The organism is Barnesiella sp. B2-R-119, assembly GCF_023656675.1.
Taxonomy (GTDB): Bacteria; Bacteroidota; Bacteroidia; order Bacteroidales; family Barnesiellaceae; genus Barnesiella; species Barnesiella intestinihominis.
In genome coordinates, this window is record NZ_JAMOKL010000007.1 from 85,093 (window position 1) to 104,537 (window position 19,445).

Annotated in this window: 16 protein-coding genes; 7 read left to right on the forward strand and 9 right to left on the reverse strand. The window is 49.7% G+C overall.

Translation table 11 applies throughout. From position 1 onward, the window contains the following. Window positions 1-145: 145 nt before the first annotated feature. Genes NBH06_RS12405 through NBH06_RS12420 form a run of 4 tightly spaced genes read right to left on the reverse strand, consistent with a single transcriptional unit; the run spans window position 146 to window position 4,665 of the window. Window positions 146-2,233 carry a type IA DNA topoisomerase gene (locus NBH06_RS12405; RefSeq protein ID WP_004291456.1) on the reverse strand — a complete coding sequence of 696 codons (2,088 nt, stop codon included), beginning with the start codon at window positions 2,231-2,233 and terminating at the stop codon, window positions 146-148. Window positions 2,234-2,293: 60 nt separating this feature from the next. Continuing rightward, on the reverse strand, window positions 2,294-3,865 hold the full coding sequence (locus NBH06_RS12410; RefSeq protein ID WP_004291455.1) for a DUF3945 domain-containing protein: 1,572 nt from the start codon (window positions 3,863-3,865) through the stop codon (window positions 2,294-2,296). Window positions 3,866-3,885: 20 nt separating this feature from the next. Next, the gene (locus tag NBH06_RS12415) at window positions 3,886-4,236 is read right to left on the reverse strand and encodes a helix-turn-helix domain-containing protein (protein WP_004291454.1); all 351 of its coding nucleotides are present in this window, start codon (window positions 4,234-4,236) and stop codon (window positions 3,886-3,888) included. A gap of 3 nt (window positions 4,237-4,239) precedes the next feature. Next, entirely contained in the window at window positions 4,240-4,665 is a 426-nt protein-coding gene (locus NBH06_RS12420; RefSeq protein ID WP_004291432.1) for a helix-turn-helix domain-containing protein, read from the reverse strand. Between the two features lie 138 nt (window positions 4,666-4,803). Between NBH06_RS12420 and NBH06_RS12425 the strand changes: the two genes are divergently transcribed. Together NBH06_RS12425 and NBH06_RS12430 are read left to right on the forward strand one after the other, a co-directional pair. Then, window positions 4,804-5,103 carry a helix-turn-helix domain-containing protein gene (locus tag NBH06_RS12425; RefSeq protein ID WP_004291426.1) on the forward strand — a complete coding sequence of 100 codons (300 nt, stop codon included), beginning with the start codon at window positions 4,804-4,806 and terminating at the stop codon, window positions 5,101-5,103. A gap of 31 nt (window positions 5,104-5,134) precedes the next feature. After that, window positions 5,135-5,440, forward strand: a complete 306-nt coding sequence (locus NBH06_RS12430) for a helix-turn-helix domain-containing protein (protein WP_004291424.1) — start codon at window positions 5,135-5,137, stop codon at window positions 5,438-5,440. A 77-nt stretch (window positions 5,441-5,517) separates the two neighbouring features. On the opposite strand, the gene NBH06_RS12435 is transcribed toward NBH06_RS12430, so the two are convergent. Beyond that, window positions 5,518-5,880 carry a hypothetical protein gene (locus NBH06_RS12435; RefSeq protein ID WP_004291423.1) on the reverse strand — a complete coding sequence of 121 codons (363 nt, stop codon included), beginning with the start codon at window positions 5,878-5,880 and terminating at the stop codon, window positions 5,518-5,520. A gap of 11 nt (window positions 5,881-5,891) precedes the next feature. Next, window positions 5,892-7,127, reverse strand: a complete 1,236-nt coding sequence (locus NBH06_RS12440) for a site-specific integrase (RefSeq protein WP_004291422.1) — start codon at window positions 7,125-7,127, stop codon at window positions 5,892-5,894. Window positions 7,128-7,554: 427 nt separating this feature from the next. Here NBH06_RS12440 and NBH06_RS12445 point away from each other — a divergent pair, with 427 nt between their 5' ends. From NBH06_RS12445 to NBH06_RS12460, 4 genes are read left to right on the forward strand one after another with little or no spacing between them, the layout of a single operon-like run. After that, window positions 7,555-8,082 carry a nitroreductase family protein gene (locus NBH06_RS12445; RefSeq protein ID WP_021891999.1) on the forward strand — a complete coding sequence of 176 codons (528 nt, stop codon included), beginning with the start codon at window positions 7,555-7,557 and terminating at the stop codon, window positions 8,080-8,082. Window positions 8,083-8,096: 14 nt separating this feature from the next. Beyond that, window positions 8,097-8,864: a Rossmann-like and DUF2520 domain-containing protein gene (locus tag NBH06_RS12450; protein WP_250794621.1), complete on the forward strand. Its 768-nt coding sequence runs from the start codon at window positions 8,097-8,099 to the stop codon at window positions 8,862-8,864. Window positions 8,865-8,875: 11 nt separating this feature from the next. Then, on the forward strand, window positions 8,876-9,400 hold the full coding sequence (locus NBH06_RS12455) for a KdsC family phosphatase (protein WP_250794582.1): 525 nt from the start codon (window positions 8,876-8,878) through the stop codon (window positions 9,398-9,400). Window positions 9,401-9,422: 22 nt separating this feature from the next. Continuing rightward, window positions 9,423-10,004: a Maf-like protein gene (locus tag NBH06_RS12460; protein ID WP_008862306.1), complete on the forward strand. Its 582-nt coding sequence runs from the start codon at window positions 9,423-9,425 to the stop codon at window positions 10,002-10,004. 117 nt (window positions 10,005-10,121) lie between these two features. Here NBH06_RS12460 and NBH06_RS12465 read toward each other — a convergent pair whose 3' ends face one another. From NBH06_RS12465 to NBH06_RS12475, 3 genes are all read right to left on the reverse strand, one after another. After that, on the reverse strand, window positions 10,122-11,318 hold the full coding sequence (locus NBH06_RS12465; protein WP_250794584.1) for a TPR end-of-group domain-containing protein: 1,197 nt from the start codon (window positions 11,316-11,318) through the stop codon (window positions 10,122-10,124). Window positions 11,319-11,799: 481 nt separating this feature from the next. Further along, window positions 11,800-14,154, reverse strand: a complete 2,355-nt coding sequence (locus NBH06_RS12470; RefSeq protein WP_155013202.1) for a PKD domain-containing protein — start codon at window positions 14,152-14,154, stop codon at window positions 11,800-11,802. Window positions 14,155-14,168: 14 nt separating this feature from the next. Beyond that, window positions 14,169-17,033, reverse strand: coding sequence for a T9SS-dependent choice-of-anchor J family protein (locus NBH06_RS12475; RefSeq protein WP_250794586.1), 2,865 nt, complete (start codon window positions 17,031-17,033; stop codon window positions 14,169-14,171). Window positions 17,034-17,443: 410 nt separating this feature from the next. Between NBH06_RS12475 and NBH06_RS12480 the strand changes: the two genes are divergently transcribed. After that, on the forward strand, window positions 17,444-18,613 hold the full coding sequence (locus tag NBH06_RS12480) for a hypothetical protein (protein WP_215664287.1): 1,170 nt from the start codon (window positions 17,444-17,446) through the stop codon (window positions 18,611-18,613). Window positions 18,614-19,445 lie beyond the last annotated feature (832 nt).

Below are 19,445 nucleotides of genomic sequence, written 5' to 3' on the forward strand. Positions count from 1 at the left end.
ATTGATAATTAACGGGATAATCGGTTGGAAAAAGGAAGAAAAAGGCACTCGGTATCCCTCCGAGTGCCACCACTAAATCCAAAGTATGAGTGTAATCCGGTATCGAAGAACAATTCATTACTCTGAACAAGTGGCAAAGTTAATACTATTTCTTCCGTCCTGAAAATTTCTTGTCCTTTTTAGCCTCCGGGAACACAAAAGTCGTGTTATATTCCCCGTCAAAGGCGACAACAGCATCGAAACTCTTGCCCTGTTTGCTCTTGAACCCTTTGAGCAGCTTGGTATGCCCTTCGGTGAGCAGGTCTTTGATTTCATCGTCGGACAGGGTGCGTCCCGCTTTCAGCCGGAACACGGGCAGTCCGCACTCCGTGTTGTCGCAGCGTACCACCTTGCCGTAGAACCGCATCCTGCCCGTGCCACACTTGGGACACGCGCAGCCGGAGTCACGGCTGCCGAAGAGCTTGTCGCACGAGATCAGTTCGGAGGTTATCTCACGTGTGTACGCCTCTATCTCCTTGCGGAAGGTGTCGTCGGACAGTTCCCCGCGCTCGATACGCGCCAGCTCCTTTTCCCATTCGCCCGTCATGGCAACATCGGCGATGCGCATCGTCTTGACGACGGAATTGAGGGCAAGTCCTTTTTCGGTGGGAACAAGCGACTTCTTGCAGCGTTCCATGTAACCGCGCTTGAAAAGCGTTTCGATGATGGAGGCGCGTGTGGCGGGAGTACCGATGCCACAGTCCTTCATCGCCTGCCGCAGTGCGTCGTCCTCAATTTCCTTGCCCGCCGTTTCCATTGCCGAGAGCAGGGTGGCTTCGGTATGCAGCGGCTTGGGTTTGGTCTTTCCTTCGGTAATGGACGAGCCTTTCGGTGTCAGCGTGTCGCCTTCCTGCCAGCCGGGGATGGTAATTTCCTCTTTTTCCTCGCCATAGACGGCACGCCATCCGGTTTGCTTCACGACGCTGCCTTTTACGGTAAACTCCACTCCGGCACATTCCGCCGTGACAGTGGTCACATCCTTGACGCATTTCTCAGAGAATGCCTCGACCATGCGCCCGGCAATCATCTGATAGATGGTATTGTCCTCTTTGGAGAGGAAGAGCGGTTTCTCACCCGTGACGAGCAGGGCATGGTGGTCTGTCACCTTGCCGTCGTCCACGCTGCGGCGTGTCGGGGCGGCTTTTGCCCGCACCTTGTCTTTCCATTCGGGCTGTGTGCCGATGAAAGCGAGCAGTTTGGGAATTTCGGCAAACACGTCTTCGGGGATGTAGCGGCTTCCCGTTCTCGGATAGGTTATCAACTTCTTTTCGTAGAGTTTCTGCGCGATTTCAAGCGTCTGTTCCGCCGTGAAGCCGTGCTTGGCGTTGGCTTCTTTCTGGAGCGTGGTCAGGTCGTAGAGCAAGGGAGTTTCCTCCGTCTTCTCCTTGCGCTCGGCTTTCGTGACAGTGGCGCAACCTGCCGCCTTTACCTTATTATATAGTTCCATCGCCGGTTCTTTCTCTTTCCATTTCTCGGAGGATGAGAATTTCACGACTTCGCCGTCGCAACCGTCCGTTGCGATATGGAGCTGCCAGAATGCTTCGGACGTAAAGCGGCGGTTCTCCCAGTAGCGTTCACATACCATAGCCAACGTTGGTGTCTGCACCCGCCCCACGGAATACGTGCCGTGTCCGGCGGCGATGGATAACGCCTGTGTGCCGTTGATGCCCACGAGCCAGTCGGATTCGCTCCGCGCTTTGGCGGCGAGGTAGAGGTTGTCGTATTTGCTGCCGTCTTCGAGTTTCCGCAGTCCCTCGCGGATAGCTTTGTCGGTGAGAGAGCTGATCCACAGGCGCACGAAAGGAGTGGTGCAACCCGTATAGTGGTAGAGGTAGCGGAAGATAAGCTCTCCCTCGCGTCCGGCATCGGTCGCCACGATGATATGTTCGCTTGTGTCGAACAGTCTTTTGATGACTTTTATCTGCGACACCACGCCGCTGTCGGGCTTGTAACCTTTCTCCGTCCTGACCTGACGGGGGACGAGCGTGAATGTGTCGGGAATAATCGGGAGGTTGTCACGGACAAATCCGCGCACGCCGTAGCCGTCGGGCATGGCAAGCTGAACGAGGTGTCCGAATGCCCATGTCACGGCATAACCGCCTCCCTCGAAATATCCTTCCTCTCTCTTTGTCGCGCCCACGATGCGGGCGATTTCACGTGCCACGGAGGGCTTTTCTGCAATGATTGTCTTCATGTCTTCTTCTTTTTTGTTGATACTTTGGATTTTATTTTGGATTCAGTGGCGGACACGGGATTACATTTTCATGCCCTTGCCCGTTTTCTTCTGCGGCTTCTCCTGCTGCTGTTGCTGGCGGGCGTCCTTCGGGTTGGTCTGACCTTTCTGCAACGGCTCTCTCAGATTCTTTGTAGCCTCGTTGGTCTTGCCATCGTTGTTCACCGCCACCTGCGTGCGGCTCTCGTTGGACGGAGCAACCTGCTGTGCATTGTCAGGGTTCGTGTCGTAGCGGTACGGGCGTCCCTTCTCCGGGTTGAACTTGATATACATCGTGGCATGGAAGCCCTGCTTGTCGGTCACGTTCTCCAGCTTCACGGCTTTACCCGCCACATAGTCGGCTTTCTGCTGGTCGGTGAAGCTCACGCCGCTCCATTTGCTGATGGGGCGGATGCTGCCGTCCTCGTTCGTCCACGTGTTGCGGCGTTGCTCCTTCTTGGTCTGTGCGGCATTTTCCCCGCCCTGCGCCTGACTTTTCGATGTGTCGCCTTTGGTTTCCTGTGTCTGTGCGGTACGGGGCGACTTGCCGGTTCCCGGCACGAACTCCACGCCGCGCTGCTCCACGTTCACTTGCAGGGTGGTGACGAACTTTCTGCCGTCGTTGCGCTCGATGAGCTTGTCGCGTACGGGCAGTCCGGCGCGGAGCATGTCCCGCTCCTGCGTGGTGATTTCCGTCTTGCCGATGCGCTCCGGGATGCGCACCCTGCTTGCCGGAATGTCCGTGATTTCATTCGTCTTGCGGTCGATGCTGATGTAGGAGGGGATGATCTCGCCCGTTTCCCTGTCCACAATGTCCACGACCCTACCGAGATTGCCCGTTTCGCGGAGGTTCTTCCGGTCATTGTCGGAGAATTTGTGTTCCTTGTACTCATCCAGCTTCTGCTCCTTGCGGATGAAGTGCGGCACGAGGCTGATGTTTCCCTCACCGTCCTTCTTGAAGGAGAGGCGGGCGTCCAGCTCGAATGATTCGCCGCCGAAGGTCGGTTTGACCTTTACCAAGTCGGACTTGCCATAGTTGAGCATCTTCGTAAGGTCGCCGGACTTTTCAAGGTTGTCCCGCTTTACGCCCCATCTGTCCTCCAGCTCCTGCCAGTTGATTTTACTCTCGTCGATGGGCTGGTAGCCACGTTTGCCCTGCATCTGTTCGGATTTGTCCTGTTGCTGTTCTTTCCGTTGTTCCATGTTCTCCTGTTTTTGAGGTTCTTGTTTCTCTGTCTGTTGTGCTGCCATCTCTTCCTGCACCTTCTTCTCATAGTCGGAGGTGTCCACCTTGTGAGGGGCGAGCAGCTCCTTGTTCGCTTCGGGGTCTTTCAGCAGTTGCTTCATCACCTCTAAGAGATTTTCAGCTTGGTCTGCCGCAATGCGGTAGAAACCGAAGCGGCTGGGTTCCTTGCACTGCCGGAAGAAGTTCTTGAAGAAGTTGTCCAGCACGTCGCCATGTCGGTCGAATTGCAGGAAACTCTGCGCGTTCTCCGCTTTTGCGGGGGTGCGCTTGGGTGTGCCGTCCGCGTTCAGCCCGGCTACCACGCTGATCTCGCCTGTCTTCTCGTCACGGACTACCAGCACGTCCTTTTCGTCTTTTTTCTTTGCCATCTGAAAAATGTTTTAATGGGTTATTTATGAAAGAAATTATGGATACGAGCCTTGTAGAAGGCTATATCTTCCTTTTTGAAGTCCTTGATATGGTTGGAAAGGAATGTCAGCACGTCCTCCTCGCTGTAATAGGTCTTCTTGCCCAGCGTCTTGTAGGGCAATGCGCCTACGCTGCGGTAGCGTTGGAGGGTGCGTTTGCTTATCTGGAGCAACATGCACAAATCCTGATTGTCGAAAAGGCGGATGCTTTCCGTGATAGTGGGCTGTTTCCCCTCAGCCTTCATCGCCAGCAGCAGTTCGTCCTGACGGTCGAGCCGTTCCATCAGCTTCTGCATCCAGCCCTCGAAGTTGTTTCGTGTGAGCAGTTCCATGACCTATGTCCTCCTTCCTTTTGGTTTGCCGCCCGTGCGCAGCGTGTGGTTGTGGAACAGGGTGTCTATTGTCCCTTCCTCGTTCCTTACTGTGTTGTCCTCCAATAGCCGCAGTATCTCGGAAAGGCGGTAGCGGCAGCTTCCGCGTACCACCACATACTCGATACGGTGGTCGGTGCGCATACGCTGCATGGTGCGCTTGCTCACGTTGAGCATCTTCGCCGCCTGTGCCGTGTCAAGCAGCTTGTCTTCGGTTTCCCGCTTCCGTTTCTTCTCGTCCCTTGCCTCGCGGATGTACCCTGCGATGTTCGCAATCTGCGCCATCATCTCCTTGTAGGCGGAACTTTCCATTGTTATCACTTTCATGTTCAGTCCTTTCTTTTTGTTTCTGCGACAAAATTCGGCAATAAACAAAAGGGGCTTTAACAACTCACTACGTGACTCACGTAAGATTTTTGCGGAAGATGGCTCCGTAACCCGGTCAAACGGCGCAACAGGCAGCCTTTCAGCGGAAAACGATACGTCTTGTATGCCGTTTCGTTACCTTTGCGGCAAACTCTAAATGACATGAATATGGAAATAGTATCTATCGAGAAAAAGACTTTCGAGATGATGGTGGCGGCATTCGGCGCACTCTCGGAGAAGGTCGCCGCCCTGAGGCGCAAAAGCGACACGGGGCGCATGGAAAGATGGCTCACGGGCGAGGAGGTCTGCGGGCAGTTGAGAATAAGCCCGCGCACGTTGCAGACGCTGCGTGACAGGCGGCTTATCGGCTACTCGCAGATAAACCGCAGGTTCTATTACAAGCCAGAGGAGGTGAAGCGGCTGATACCGCTTGTCGGCACGCTCTATCCGCACGGCAGATGATTTGATTTATTCACCCACTGAATCCGAAGTTATGATGAACGAGAACAACGATGTTTTTACGATGGAAGACGAGCCGATAGCCTCTGTGGTGCAGGATATGCGCAAAGGCTCGAAATGGCTGTCCGCATTTCTGGAAAGCTACCGTCCTCCGCTGGACGGGGAACGTTACCTGACGGACGGCGAGGTGTCGGAACTGCTCCGTGTGAGCCGGCGCACCTTGCAGGAATACCGCAACAACCGCGTGTTGCCCTTCATACTTTTGGGAGGGAAGGTGCTTTACCCGGAAACGGGGCTGCGCGGGGTACTGGAAGCGAACTACCGCAAGCCGCTGGAGTGAGGCGGTTTCATGAAAAAGTAAACGGGTGACACCTTTTGTGGTGCTACCCGTTTACTTGTCTTATGGGGTATGTGCAATCAGCAATACCCGGCTTTTCCGTTCTGTATGAACATCACGTATGTCTGCCGTTTCTCTTGTGAGAGTGCCTTTCCCACCAGCCATGTGCGGAACAGGTGGGTGTTGTAGGTATTCACCCTGAAAGCGACCGGGATGATGATTTCAAGGGCGTACACGTCCGCGTGCAGCCCGTTTTCAAGCTGCATGTAGCGGCACACCTCGTAGTCGTTCAGCACGTCCGACTTGCGGACGGCTCTGATGGCGGCGTTCACTGCCGGGACGGTCGTATGGAACAATCCGGCTATTTCGGTGGCGGTCATCCACACGTCGTTACCGGTTACGCTGACTGCCTTGTCCTCGATGATGATTGTGTCACGTTTCATGGCTTTTCTTTTTAGATGGTGCAACCTGCAAATTCCTCGACGCCGTTCAATCTTGCGGCAAGGTTCTCCATGTCCTGATTGAGCTTCTCTTTGGTTATCTTTGCGTAAATCTGCGTCGTCTTTATGCTCTTGTGTCCGAGCATGGAGCTGACCGTTTCGATGGGAACACCGTTGGAGAGGAATATCGTCGTGGCTGCCGTGTGGCGGCTCTGATGCCACGTGATATGCTTGGTGATGCCGCAACGCTTGGCGACGGCACGGATACCGGCAAGGCACGTGTTATAATGCGGAACGGGAAATATCCTGCCGTCCCCGCACAGTCCCCGGTATTTGCCGATTATGCGGTTGGCGATGTCGAGCAGGCGGATGTTGGACACCACGCCCGTTTTCTGGCGGTTGATGTTTATCCACTCGTGTTCGTCGAAGTAGGTGCGGATATTCTCTTCCGTAAGGTTGCGCATATCCGCGAACGACAGCCCCGTGAAGGCGCAGAACAGGTAGAGGTCGCGGTACAATTCCTGTTTGGCGTTTTTCAGTTTCCCCTCCATCAGCAGGCGGATCTCATCTTTGGTCAGGAAACTGCGTGTTGTTTCCTCCTTCTTGATTTCATACTCGCGGAACGGGTCGCGCGTCAGCCACTCGTTGTTGATGGCGATGAATACCATCGTCCGTAACGGGCAGACGTACAGCCACACGGTATTGGTGCAGCAGTGCTTGTCCGTGCGCAGGAACATCTCGAAGTCGGAGATGAAAGCCGGGGTAAGCTCTTTTAGGGCGATGTCCTTCACATGGTAGCGGATGTCGAGGAACTCTTGCATGTGCTTGTAAACGGTGCGGTACTTCAGCAGCGTGCCTTTGGCTTTCATGCCTGCCTCCACCTGCTTCTCGTAGTCCTCGTTGTGCTGGCGGAACACCTGCATCAGCGTGTGGTAGCGGTGTTCCAGTCCGAGAAAGGCGTTCTTCACCTTCTCCGCCGTGACGAAGTTGTCACGCTCCATGATTTCCTGATAATGCCTGTTGATGCGTACCCGCATCTTGTCAAGCATACGGTTCGTTTCGAGTGCCGCCGTGCTTCTGCCCGTGACACGTCCACCTTTGGTGTCCCACAGTTTCGGATCGACAGTCAGTTTGCAGCTGAACTGTGTCTGGCTGCCGTCCACCGTGATGCGTCCCATGACGGGAACTGTCCCGTCCTTTTTCACTACCTGACGCTTGAGGTAGTAGATTACTGAAAATGTACTCTTCATTGTCCTTAATTTTTGGGTTTCAAAATTAGTTGGTGAAGAGTCCGGTGTTGGTACGCAAAACGGGGAGGAACGGCGCAATCTTTTTCCGTAACCTGATTTTTCGCATGAGTTATGGATAACTCACTATTCCTTAGAGCCTTGTTTCGCTATTCGTACCCGTTTGTCGCATTTTCGGGCATGGTTACGAACAAGTAACGTAGCGGCGTCAGGATTTGGCTTCGGCAGGGATTGTAATGGCTTCACGGATTATCGCCACTTCAACCAAAACCCTTGTAACTCAATTCTATCACTATATCTTTCCGCATTTCACTTTTTTGTAGTAACTTTGCTATGTAAAGATGATTTGTATGGTGACAAAAAGGGTCTTTACTCTTTCAGACAAATCAAAATGGATAAATTTCATAACAAACTTAGAACCTCTATCCTTATGAAAAGCCTGCACGACTTGTTGATTCATCGGCGGAGTATCCGCAAATACACCCAAGAGGCGCTATCGCCCGAAGCCGTAAAAACCATTCTCGAAGCGGGATTGCTCGCTCCTTCGTCCAAACGCTGCACTCCGTGGGAGTTCATTGCGGTGGAAGACAAAGAAACGCTCGCCCGTTTGTCCGAATGCAAGACTTCGGGAGCCAAACCCATTGCCGGAGCTGCGCTCGCTATCGTCGTCACCGCCGACATGACCCTTACCGATACGTGGATCGAGGATGCTTCTATCGCTGCCATTCTCATGCAGTTGCAAGCCGCCGACCTCGGTTTGGGAAGCTGCTGGATACAGGTGCGGGGACGATTCGGAGCTATGGACGAACCTGCCGAAGATTTTGTGCGGGAGACATTGGGAATCCCCGAAGAGATGGGAGTGCTCTGCATTCTCTCCATTGGACATAAAGACGAAGAGCGCAAGCCTTTCGACGAAGAAAAAATGATGTGGGAAAAAGTTCACATCGGCAAATGGTAATCCCCTGCATCGACATGAAGATTATTCTCATCGGAGCCGGCAATTTAGCCACGCAATTAGCGGTCGCTTTACAAAAAAAGGGAATGACTCCGGCTTATATATACAGTCGTACCCGAGAATCGGCCGAACAGCTGAGCGAACGATTGCGCGATGTGCCCCATTCCACCGACATCAGCCAAGTCCCCACCGACGGAGATCTCTATATCTTCGCCGTGAAAGACTCCGCTCTGCTCGATTTGGTTTCCCGCATGCCCTCCAATCGAGGCCTTTGGGTACACACGGCGGGAAGCATGGACATGGAAGTATTCGCCCCGTATACCGCGCGCTACGGTGTATTCTACCCCATGCAGACATTCAGCAAAGAACGGGTAACCGACTTCGACGATATTCCTATTTTTGTCGAAGCGAACCATACGGACGATACCGAACGTTTGCAAGAATTGGCAGGTCGGTTGTCTACAAAGGTTTACGAAGCGACCTCCGAACAGCGCAAGTACCTGCATTTGGCTGCCGTGTTCGCCTGCAACTTCACCAATCACCTCTACGCCTTGTGCGACCGCATTCTGTCGGAACACGGGCTGCCGTTCGAGACCATGCTGCCGCTCATACGGGAGACTGCCGCGAAAGTCGCCGACATGCCGCCGGCACAAGCTCAGACCGGACCGGCAATCCGATACGACAAAAACGTCATAGACAAGCAAATGGCTCTGCTTTCAGACCCGACCATGCGGCAGATTTACGACCTGATGAGCCGGAGTATTCACGAAACCAATAAACATTAAAAACAACGACTATGAGCCGAACCGATTTCGACCTCTCACGAATAAAGGCTTTCGCCTTCGATGTGGACGGTGTCCTTTCTCCCGACACGATACCCCTGCATCCATCGGGCGAACCCATGCGAATCGTCAACATCAAAGACGGGTACGCCTTGCAGTTCGCCGCCAAAATGGGCTACCCCATCGCCATTATTACCGGCGGACGCACCGAGGCTGTCCGCAAACGTTTCGAAGGATTAGGATTAAACCATGTCTATATGGGAGCCACCGTAAAAATCGAAATTTTCAAAAAATGGCTGGACGAGTGCGGGCTGCGCCCCGACGAAGTCATGTATATGGGCGACGACATTCCCGACTACGAGGTCATGCAGATAGCCGGTCTGCCGGCTTGTCCCGCCGATGCCGCCCCCGAAATTAAACAGATAGCCCGCTACATTTCGCCGTTCGGCGGCGGACAAGGTTGTGGGCGGGACATCATCGAGCAAATCCTGAGAGCACAAGGCAAATGGATGTCCGATAAAACAGCCTTCGGCTGGTAACTACACAAAACAACGAAACACCATGTTATCGCATCTCAAAAAATACGAAATTCTGTTGGCGAGCAATTCACCCCGTCGCCGGGAACTTCTCGCCGGATTAGACATCGACTATCGGGTAACAGCCCTTCCCGAAGTGGACGAATCCTACCCCGACACCCTTTCGGGCGAAGAGATTCCCCTCTACATCTCGCAAGAAAAAGCAGCCGCCTACCGCCGCTTTATGAAGGATAATACGCTCCTTATTACTGCCGACACCATCGTCTGGCTCGATGGGAAAGTATACGGCAAGCCTCGCGATATAGCCGATGCCAAAGCCATGTTGCAAGCCCTGTCGGGAAAAACCCACACCGTCATCACCGGTGTCACGCTCACCTCTCTGCAAAAACAGATCTCCTTCGCCGTCTCCACCGAAGTCACTTTCGCCGCCCTCGGTGACGATGAAATCGATTACTACGTGGAGACGTACCGCCCCCTCGACAAAGCCGGAGCATACGGCGTACAGGAATGGATAGGCTACATCGGCGTGACCGGACTCAAAGGCAGCTATTACAACGTGATGGGATTGCCTATACAACGACTGTACACCGAATTAAAAAAATTTTAGAAGCTGTTTTAAATTTATTCCGAGACAGGGGTTCAATAGGGCCGGAACATACCTGCTTGCAATGATAATATTATTTCTCTATAAATTTAAAACAGCATCCAATATCTCCCGTCGATATCATTTATATGGAGAAGCCCAAAACCACGACTCATTCGAAGTACTCCACCGTTTATCGTAAGGTTCGCCCGTCGGAGACAGCGTGATGTACACAGGACGCCGTTTCCCCTCGACATAAGTTTCATTGTTAAAGCCACTGCAATCGGAACATTGCAGATAATAAAGGTTTTTGCTCATGTAATAATCCAAATAATAATCGTTGGTACACGGAGTTTTATGATTCCAGTTAGCGTCCTCGTTAACCGTCACGAACTCACCTTTTTTCAATCGGTCTCTGACCTCCGATATACTCAACAAATTACCTTTATCGTCCATGACATAGGCATTCCATGTGGGGTCTACCCACAACCACTTGTCGAGAGTGTTGGAATAAACGACGTTGATCACATGGCAATCGTTTATATAGCTTTTCGGAAGACAAGTCACATAGCGGGACTTGAATCCCATAGCCAGATAACACTCGTTCAACATCTGTGCCATCATACGGCAATTAACGCCCCTATCCTCCTTCTTGCAAATTTCATATAGAGCTATCGCATTTTTCTCTTCGGGATTATAGGACGAACCGTCGTGACGAATCGTATTGTGTACCCACGCCAACAGATTTTTTATCTTGGATATTTCGTCACCAGCTCCCGCAATACTGTCCAAGTTGAAATATCGGCGCACCCGTACCAAATCGCGGTCGTTGGGATCCATATATGTGAATGCAGGTAAAGAGTCGGTAGATGCAGCATCGTCATACCCCGGTGATTTTCGGAGTATATATCCGAAGTCGCCTACCTCACGCAAACGCTCCATCGCCTTCTGAAAACGTTTATCGTCCCTCACGTTATCCAAATCGCTATCTTTTTGGGCATGGGCATAATCGTAATAACCGTATTGAATAGCTTTCTCAAAAGCATCGACCGCCGCTTTTTTCCGTTTCATCAAGGATTCGCAGCAAGCCACATTGTAATATGTGTCGATAAAACACCACGAACACTGTTTCAAGACAGAATCTGGCACAGACTCACAAGTTTTGAGGAACTGGCGATATGTTTTCAATACCAACTTATGATCCTTCCAATTTTTCTGAACGACAGGAGTCACACTCCGGCTAAAATAGACTTGTACACTATCGGCATTCCAATCGGATTCCGCTGCCACACCGCTGAAACAGAATGACAAAAACGCTATCCATAAAAACTTTTTCATAAACATTAATTTTTAAGTATATTAAAGAGACGGAAAAGTACTAAAAACATAACACAGACTCTTAATAAATTAAGAAAGGATAACATTATAATAATATTATAAAAAATATCGAAGGAAGATATGCCAAAACTCAATTTTACCAAAGATTTTTAAATTGGAATTTGAGCCTCCCCAAAAGAAAAGAAGAAGCCGTATCAAACTCTGTTTCGAGTAATGATACGGCTCTTTCAGATTCTGTAATTACAATCCGCAACTTTTTACCCTCCCCTTAGGAACCACCGTCAAACCTCCTCAACCTGTATTCTGAAAAATAAAAAAGTCAACCATTAGGCCACCAAGAGATTTATGTTCCGTTATCAGGTGTAGCTTTTTCACCCTCCTCCCCTGCCGTGTCCCGTAGCATTGCGGGGTGTTTTGTACGCAAAATATAGGGGAGGTGGCACGTAGTGACGGAGGGGTTAAACCATACAATGTTACCCAACTATCTCTTCACACCCTTAACGACTGTGATTTCATGTTTCCCGACGACCCGAATAAAATACGTTCCCGGAGCCCACGCCGAAGCATCTACGGTCACAAGACGAGCTTGCGAATCGACATGCTGTCGATACACCTCCCGACCGCCTTCGTCCAACACGGAAATACTTCGGGTATTCTCAGGAACACGTACAATAAATTCGGAGTTGAAAACAGACGGATAAATAGAAGCCTTCTCTTCCGTAACTTTCTCTACCGAACTAACTCCGTTCACATTTTGAGTGACTTTGATGTCATAAGTCGAAATACTATCCGAGACCGTGAGCGTAGCGACACGTTCCTCAATACCGTCCGGCAAACGATCATAGGAAATTTGCAAGGTGTCCAATGTCAAGCCATTCGGCTTACCCACGACCCGACACCACTCGGCATCACTCCGAATAGGAGTTTCATAACCGTATATCGAATAGAAAGGATATTTAACCGTACCGGCAGCTTTACCCACCACCAGCGGTTCACGGTCTACCGGCATAGGCGACATAACCGAATGAACGATCGAAGGCATAATCATATAAGAAGTATGATTCGCTCCTGCGGGGAAATAAGTGCTCACGTCTCGCCACTCTCCATCTTTCAACATATAAGCCGTGTTACCGTGATCCCGGAAATCGGCCATAGCGAACGACACATCTACACTGTCGTTCTTCTCGGGAATACCGTCCACTACAATGAAAAACTCGTCGTCGATCACCGTCGGGTCAAATTCAAATTCCGTAGCGGTCAATGAACTGCCCGAAGGGGTTTCCAATTCGAATACCCTCCACCACATCGAGTCGAGTTTCTTGCCCGGCAATCCGTTCTCGCTGGTATACAGATGCACGCCCACATCGGCAATCTGGTCGGTTATACTCGCAGCCGAAGCACTCACAAAATAAACATAGGCTCCGAATACCAATATCGGACGGGACGGTTTGGAAAACTTCTCGGCATAAGCAGTAATATTCAATTTATTCGTCCCGGGGAAAGTTCCTCTATCTTCCAAATCGAACGTCGCAGCCCTATCTCCCGGCTCTAAATTCGTAATTAGCCCACTGTACTCGACCGACACCTCTACGGTATCGTTCGATTCGCCATGTTCGTTCTCCACACGCAGACTCACCCCTTGTTTATGCATATAGCTATATCCTACGATAGGGTTTTCTTCGTGCGACGTCACCCGGGCATACGGTTCGGGATCGACACCGTCGAAAGTCCACTCCCACGAAGTAGGATAATTGGTCGAATTGTCCCGATACTGCACCCCCACCAGCGGAGCTACCATCGGCAAACGCGTTTCGCTGAACCGGAATGTAGCCGGTGGTAATATCCGTGCGAGCGGTGCAGATCCGGTAACCTTCACGAATCCCGTGCGGGTCTTCGTATCGCTCCCATCGGCATTACTTACCGTCAACGTCACATCGTAAACGCCGTCTCGCGTATAGAACACCCGGGGATTCTGGTCGGTCGATGTCGACGGAGTTCCTCCCGGAAACGCCCATTGCCATGCCGTAGGCGAACCCGAGGACATATCGGCGAAAGCAATCACCTCGCCCGTGGCTGCCTCGACTTGTTCTACGGTCGATACTCCGGTAATTTTTAAACCGTCGATAGCGAAATCGCCCATATAACCACCGGTTCCGAACGAATCGTTTTTTCCGGGACCATACGTAAAACGAATCTGAATCTTCCGACCGGAATATTTCTCCAAAGAAACCGAAAACTCATGCCAACGCCACGGCTTCTCTCCGTCCTCGTCGGCGCTATTCCAAAGAATTTCCGAAGTCTCAAAAGCATCTGCCGAAACAGAAATCTGCAAGCGACAGTAATCGTCCATATTTTGGGTAAACCCTATATATCCTTTCAACATAGCATTTGCAGGAACATCGATCTGCCCACTTGTCGCCATAGCGATTCCTCGTTTGAAAGACTGATAAGGGCCCTCTATATACAACGATTGAACATCGTCTGGATCATAAGTAGAAAAATCTCTACTGGGGTCAGTCGTACTCGTGATTTTTTTCACAGTCCACGAAAAATCCTCGGCATTGGTAAATGTCCAGCCATCTGTTCCGTCGTCAAAATCCTCTTCCCACACAGTTATGGCACTACCGGCACTCTGACAACTAAAATCGGCAGTCACACTCGCCGCAGCCGATTGAAACAAATTCGGTCCCTGTTTTTTCCCCACGAATTGAATACGAGGAGCTTCTTTCGTAGCGACCTTATCGTGAACTCTCTCATTCATCGGCCGCTGAGCGCTCATCGGTATACTCACCCAAAGAGCACCTGTTAAGATTAGGCTTGAAATAAAACTTTTCATACACTTCCTATTTATTATTTGATAAATTTTATCTGTATCGTTTTCCCTTCTTCGGTCACGACATGAGCGATATAAAGTCCGGCCGGAAGTTGGGACAGATCCATTCGTCCGCTTTCCGATTCACAAGACACTACCGTTACCCCTGCCGCATTGATAATTTGAATATCGCCACCCTTGTCAAAAACTAACGAATGGTTACTACGATCGAAATAAACTTCATTCATACACTCCAAACCATCGATACCGGAAATGACATTACTGATAATCGAACATGAACTTATATACAATCCCCACGGATCCCGGGTAGTAGCATGTAAACCGATATACCAGACACCGTCTGACGGAACACTGAAATCTACTGTATAAAGTTCCGACAAAGTCGAATTGATTTCCGGGTACGAAGCGATCACCGTTTGGCTTTCACCGGGTAGAACATCACTGCCCAATGTCACTTCAATGGACTCAGGATAACGATATTTCTCTGCCCGGGCCCTAAATTCAAGCGTATGCGAACCCTTCTTAGCTTCGAACGGCGGCGTAAACAACCAGTCGTCGGCAGCCGAATAGGCCGTATATTTCATCTCCTTCTCAGTAGCATCATATACCCAACTTTTCGTATCGTTATTAGCATCGACGATAGTCCATAAAGCCATCTCATCGGCGCTATCCATACTCGTCTCATACGGAAGTCCCAATGCACTGCCGAATACCAACGCATTCGAGGTTACCGACTCGCTTTCCATATCGCCCGACAGCGTCGTTACCGTATAGCGATACAAAGCCAAAGAAAGGTCATCGCTATCGACATAAACCGTATCGGTCAAACTTTCCGTCAACATCTCGCTCCCGGGATCCCGGACGATTCTGTATCTCAAATTCCCCACATCGATATATCCGCCATTCACACCCTCTGCGGGAGCTCTAAAAGTAACTTGCGGTTTGCCTTCCACATCGGTCAATTCCACATCGGTTACCGATTTCGGAGTATCTGCACCTATCCAAGCCGATTCCACCACGGCGGCCTCACCGGCATTCTCCTCGACATAACCGATGACTCTATATTCATATTTGCCCGGAGCAGGCACATCTTCATCGATCACCTGTTCCGAACCTCCTTTTATCGGATCTTCTTGTGTATAAATAAGAGTTTCGCCCCGATACAACTCCATTTTCGTCAACATCGGCAGTTGCGTACCGGCAGCCGAAAGAGAAGGATTGGTCCATGCAACCGTGGCAGACATAGCGCCCTGTTCACCGGGAGCGACGGTCAAATCGGAAACGACGGCCGGGACAACCACTGTTTCGTCCACCGACAGGTCATCGATGAATATAGCATACCAATTGGTCTGTCCGTAACAATGGAAACCTATATGGTATCCACCCGACTCGGAAACAGAAAAGACAACCTCTTTCTCTTCCATCAAAGCAGACTGAATTGTATCTCGAAACAATCGGGTAGATTGAGCTTCCGCCGTGGCGGCCCGACCAATCGTCACGCTCAAATCCTTATAACTTTCCTCAGAAGCCGCATTTTCAAGCCCGGTTTTGAAAAGTAGTTTATAATTCTTCCCGACCACCAAATTCAATTTAGGCGTAATAAGCCATTCATCGGCATCACTACCGCCCCAATACTGAACCATTTTTTTCGAGCTCTCATATTTCCAAGTCGAATTATCCCCGTTGGCACTCAATATAGTAAACAAATCGAGCGACGATTCGGTATCGAAACTCTCGCTATACGGTAATTCTCTCGCTCCTCCGGCAACAACCTTATTGGAAGCGACCGATACGCTCGCTTTACCATCGAACATTGCGACGACCGTATAAACATAACTGCCCAATTCCGGGACTTCATCGATATAAGGGAATGGTCCCGAAAAACTTTCGGACAAGACACCACCCGGGGTACGGCCGATTTCATACGTAAGCGCCTTGGTATCGATATATCCACCGTTCTTTCCGACTGTCGGTGGCGTAAACGAAAGGCTCACAGTCGCATCCTCTGCCGAAGCCACCAAATCGGTAACTGCCATAGGAGTATCATTCCCTATCCACGGGGAAGTAACGGTCGTTGCTGAGCCCGGAGCATCCCCAAACGTATTATATGCGACCACTTTATATGTATAATTTCCGGCTGTCTCGATAGAAGAATCTATCCAACCAGCTTTTCCTCCCACAGTAGCCGTATCGAGAGTAGCGACCAAATCTGTCCCCCGATATATTTTAGCGCCCAAGAGGTTCGAAAGCGCACCGCCCAAATGGTCGGACGAAGGCCATGTCCATGAAAGAGTCGCCGACATCGCTCCCCTCTCCCCCGCAACGATAGAAAGGTCTGTAATTTGTACCGGATAAACGGGAGCCTCTTCGATAACGATCTTCTGGAAATAGAGATCACCCATATACGATCCGCTGTAACAACGCAATCCCACATAAAAAACACCGCTCTCCGCCGGTGAAAACGTCCCCGATTTTTCCACGAACAATCTACTTTGAAAAGATTCGTCATAAACCAACCGGGTCGTCAGCCCTTCTACCGTAGGCGCCGTCCCTATTTTCAATTCTATTTTTTGTTTATCCGAACCAAATGTAGAAGAATGCTTCACATAAGCCGACACCTTATAGGCTTTCCCGACTTCGAGGGTCACCGCCGGAGCGATTAGCCAATCATCGGCGGCATTACTCTTATCTTGCGTATACATCGCATTGCCATCGTTATAGGCCCACGTATTGGCACTTACGTTGCTATTGACATCGATCACTGTCCAATCACGAGCAAAAGTCTCGGCATCGGTTATTTCCAACGTACAAGGAGGAACAGTCTGAGCCCACCCTACCGAAAAACAATAGAAAAGAAAAAGAACAGAAGTAATTTTTTTCATAGCTATTCTATTTTAATTAATATGAAGAAAAAGCATCTTTTATTCAAAAACTATCGAAATGCCATCTCGAATGCAAAGTCTCTCTATTCTCCCACTCCTAAAAACAGGCAACCGAAAACAACGAAAATTGAGTTTTACATAGTCGAATTTAATCTTATCTATATGCAAATATAATATTATTATTTTACAATCTGCAATCATTCTTTGATTATTTTTTTTAAAAAATATAACAATCATCTCCTTTTAAAAAAATATGACAACATTCATCGGCATTTTGCGACAAATGGGAAAAGCCCGATATTCGTATAAATCGAGGGCGTAAGCAATCCGACAGGGAAAACAAATACATTTGTTCGATAAAGTCTCTTCCCTTTTTCCGTATCTTTGCCCCATAAAAAAAACGGCATATCATGAACCTCTATCTGTTCAATCCCGAAAATGACTTGGCCATAGCCTTCGGTGGAGAAAATTACACCCCTCCACCGGCAGCACAACTCATCGGGAAAGAACTCTCCACCCTTCCCCTTTGGTATGCCGACGACGACACCACGATATACATACCCGATAAATTACCGTCCGATTTTCTTCACACATTAGCCCCGCTCAATTTAAAGATTTCTACGGTAACACCCGACCGGCTCGATGGAGCACAAGTAAAACAGATACATGTTTGGGGGTGGAACCGCGATTTGATAAAACGTTTGAGATTAGCGGGAATCGATAAAACCCTATTACCGTCCGCACGACAATGCGATACCATTCGGGAACTATCCCACCGAAAATTTTCCGCCGAAATCGGGAAATACCTTCGTAACCGCATCGATTACCCTTTTCCCGAACTTCCGGTAGAACTACACACAGCCGACGAGATTCGATCCTTCACAGAACAATCCGATCGTAAAATCCTGAAAGCCCCGTGGTCGGGTAGCGGGCGCGGACTCTATTGGAATCTTTACGGATATGACACGGCATTGGCTCAATGGAGCAACGGAGTATTGCAGAAACAAGGTATGCTTATGGGCGAACCGGTCTATGACAAAATCAGCGACTGGGCTATGGAGTTTCACAGCGACGGATTCGAAGTAAAATTCGCTGGATATTCCTCGTTCCTCACCGACCGTCACGGAGCATATAAAGAAAACCGGTTGGCAAGCGATGCCGTTTTAGAACTCGAACTGACCCATGCCGTCGGCCTCGAAATCATCACTGCCGTCAAAGAATCGCTTATCGACTTTTTCACCGAACGCATAGCCCCGTACTACACCGGATATTTCGGGGTAGACATGATGGCCTATCGCGACAAACGAGGAAACACACTCTTGCACCCGTTCGTCGAACTCAATCTACGCATGAATATGGGTATGGTCGCACGCAAACTCGCCGACCGCTTTTTGCCTCCGGAGACGGAAGGGCGATACCGTGTAGACTATTATCCCAAACCGGGAGAACTCCACAACGACCACGTCGCCCGACTAAAAACAAATCCACCCCGCATAACCGACGGGAAGCTCCTGCACGGATACCTCGCACTCACTCCGGTCTCCCCCCACAGCCGATACAGGGCAAGTATAGAAATCTAAATCCCCATATGTCCCTCTACGTCAAAATGCACTACTGTAATTAAAATAAGAGAAGGAAAAACACACTTTAAATAAAACAACGGTTGAATATACCGCCCACATAAGCCATCTAAAAAAATAAACGAGCTGCAAATTCAAAAACATATACGATTGAAATATAATATTTTCCACCCCCTCCGGCTTTCGGACTCCTCCCCTATGTTTTGCAATGCAAAACATAGGGGAGGAGTGCACAATGTATCCTTATACCGAAACTGAAACGCCACTTCCAATCCTCTCCCCCTGTGTTTCCGTTAGGGAATATAGGGGGAGTGCCCGCAGGGCGAGGGGGTTGAAACGACGAAGAGGTTAAAAAAAAGCAACAGCAACAATCGGGTATCATACTCTCCCCCGGCCGTGTCCCGTAGCATTACGGGGTGTCACATAACGATATAGGTGCACCTCACAATGAATAGAGGGTTATTTAAACTCCTCCCCTGTGTTTTGTAACAACGAAATATAGGGGAGGTGGCACGTAGTGACGGAGGGGTTAGAAAATAGTTAGGAGTATTTATTACCGTTGTAAAATAAAGGGGCTATCAAACAATATGAAATAATGAATAGGCAAAAAAAAATTGATTGTCTCACGACAACCAATCTTTGTTAACCTTAATCTTAATCTAATACTATGAAAAACACATTGCAAATGTATGAATTTTCTGTTATACAACATAATTTTCAAACACAATTCTAGCACATTTAACATTATTTCAAATATAAATATACTTGTACTTTATTGGATCGTCATTTTTTTCAAATTATTTTTCAATCCGATTCTCCATTGTAAAAGCAA

What these genes read in the sequence shown, in the direction of transcription:
- NBH06_RS12405 (WP_004291456.1), bottom strand. Translation starts at nt 2,233, where the DNA reads ATGAAGACAATCATTGCAGAAAAGCCCTCCGTGGCACGTGAAATCGCC.
- NBH06_RS12410 (WP_004291455.1), bottom strand. Translation starts at nt 3,865, where the DNA reads ATGGCAAAGAAAAAAGACGAAAAGGACGTGCTGGTAGTCCGTGACGAG.
- NBH06_RS12415 (WP_004291454.1), bottom strand. Translation starts at nt 4,236, where the DNA reads ATGGAACTGCTCACACGAAACAACTTCGAGGGCTGGATGCAGAAGCTG.
- NBH06_RS12425 (WP_004291426.1), top strand. Translation starts at nt 4,804, where the DNA reads ATGAATATGGAAATAGTATCTATCGAGAAAAAGACTTTCGAGATGATG.
- NBH06_RS12430 (WP_004291424.1), top strand. Translation starts at nt 5,135, where the DNA reads ATGATGAACGAGAACAACGATGTTTTTACGATGGAAGACGAGCCGATA.
- NBH06_RS12435 (WP_004291423.1), bottom strand. Translation starts at nt 5,880, where the DNA reads ATGAAACGTGACACAATCATCATCGAGGACAAGGCAGTCAGCGTAACC.
- NBH06_RS12440 (WP_004291422.1), bottom strand. Translation starts at nt 7,127, where the DNA reads ATGAAGAGTACATTTTCAGTAATCTACTACCTCAAGCGTCAGGTAGTG.
- NBH06_RS12445 (WP_021891999.1), top strand. Translation starts at nt 7,555, where the DNA reads ATGAAAAGCCTGCACGACTTGTTGATTCATCGGCGGAGTATCCGCAAA.
- NBH06_RS12450 (WP_250794621.1), top strand. Translation starts at nt 8,097, where the DNA reads ATGAAGATTATTCTCATCGGAGCCGGCAATTTAGCCACGCAATTAGCG.
- NBH06_RS12455 (WP_250794582.1), top strand. Translation starts at nt 8,876, where the DNA reads ATGAGCCGAACCGATTTCGACCTCTCACGAATAAAGGCTTTCGCCTTC.
- NBH06_RS12460 (WP_008862306.1), top strand. Translation starts at nt 9,423, where the DNA reads ATGTTATCGCATCTCAAAAAATACGAAATTCTGTTGGCGAGCAATTCA.
- NBH06_RS12465 (WP_250794584.1), bottom strand. Translation starts at nt 11,318, where the DNA reads ATGAAAAAGTTTTTATGGATAGCGTTTTTGTCATTCTGTTTCAGCGGT.
- NBH06_RS12470 (WP_155013202.1), bottom strand. Translation starts at nt 14,154, where the DNA reads ATGAAAAGTTTTATTTCAAGCCTAATCTTAACAGGTGCTCTTTGGGTG.
- NBH06_RS12475 (WP_250794586.1), bottom strand. Translation starts at nt 17,033, where the DNA reads ATGAAAAAAATTACTTCTGTTCTTTTTCTTTTCTATTGTTTTTCGGTA.
- NBH06_RS12480 (WP_215664287.1), top strand. Translation starts at nt 17,444, where the DNA reads ATGAACCTCTATCTGTTCAATCCCGAAAATGACTTGGCCATAGCCTTC.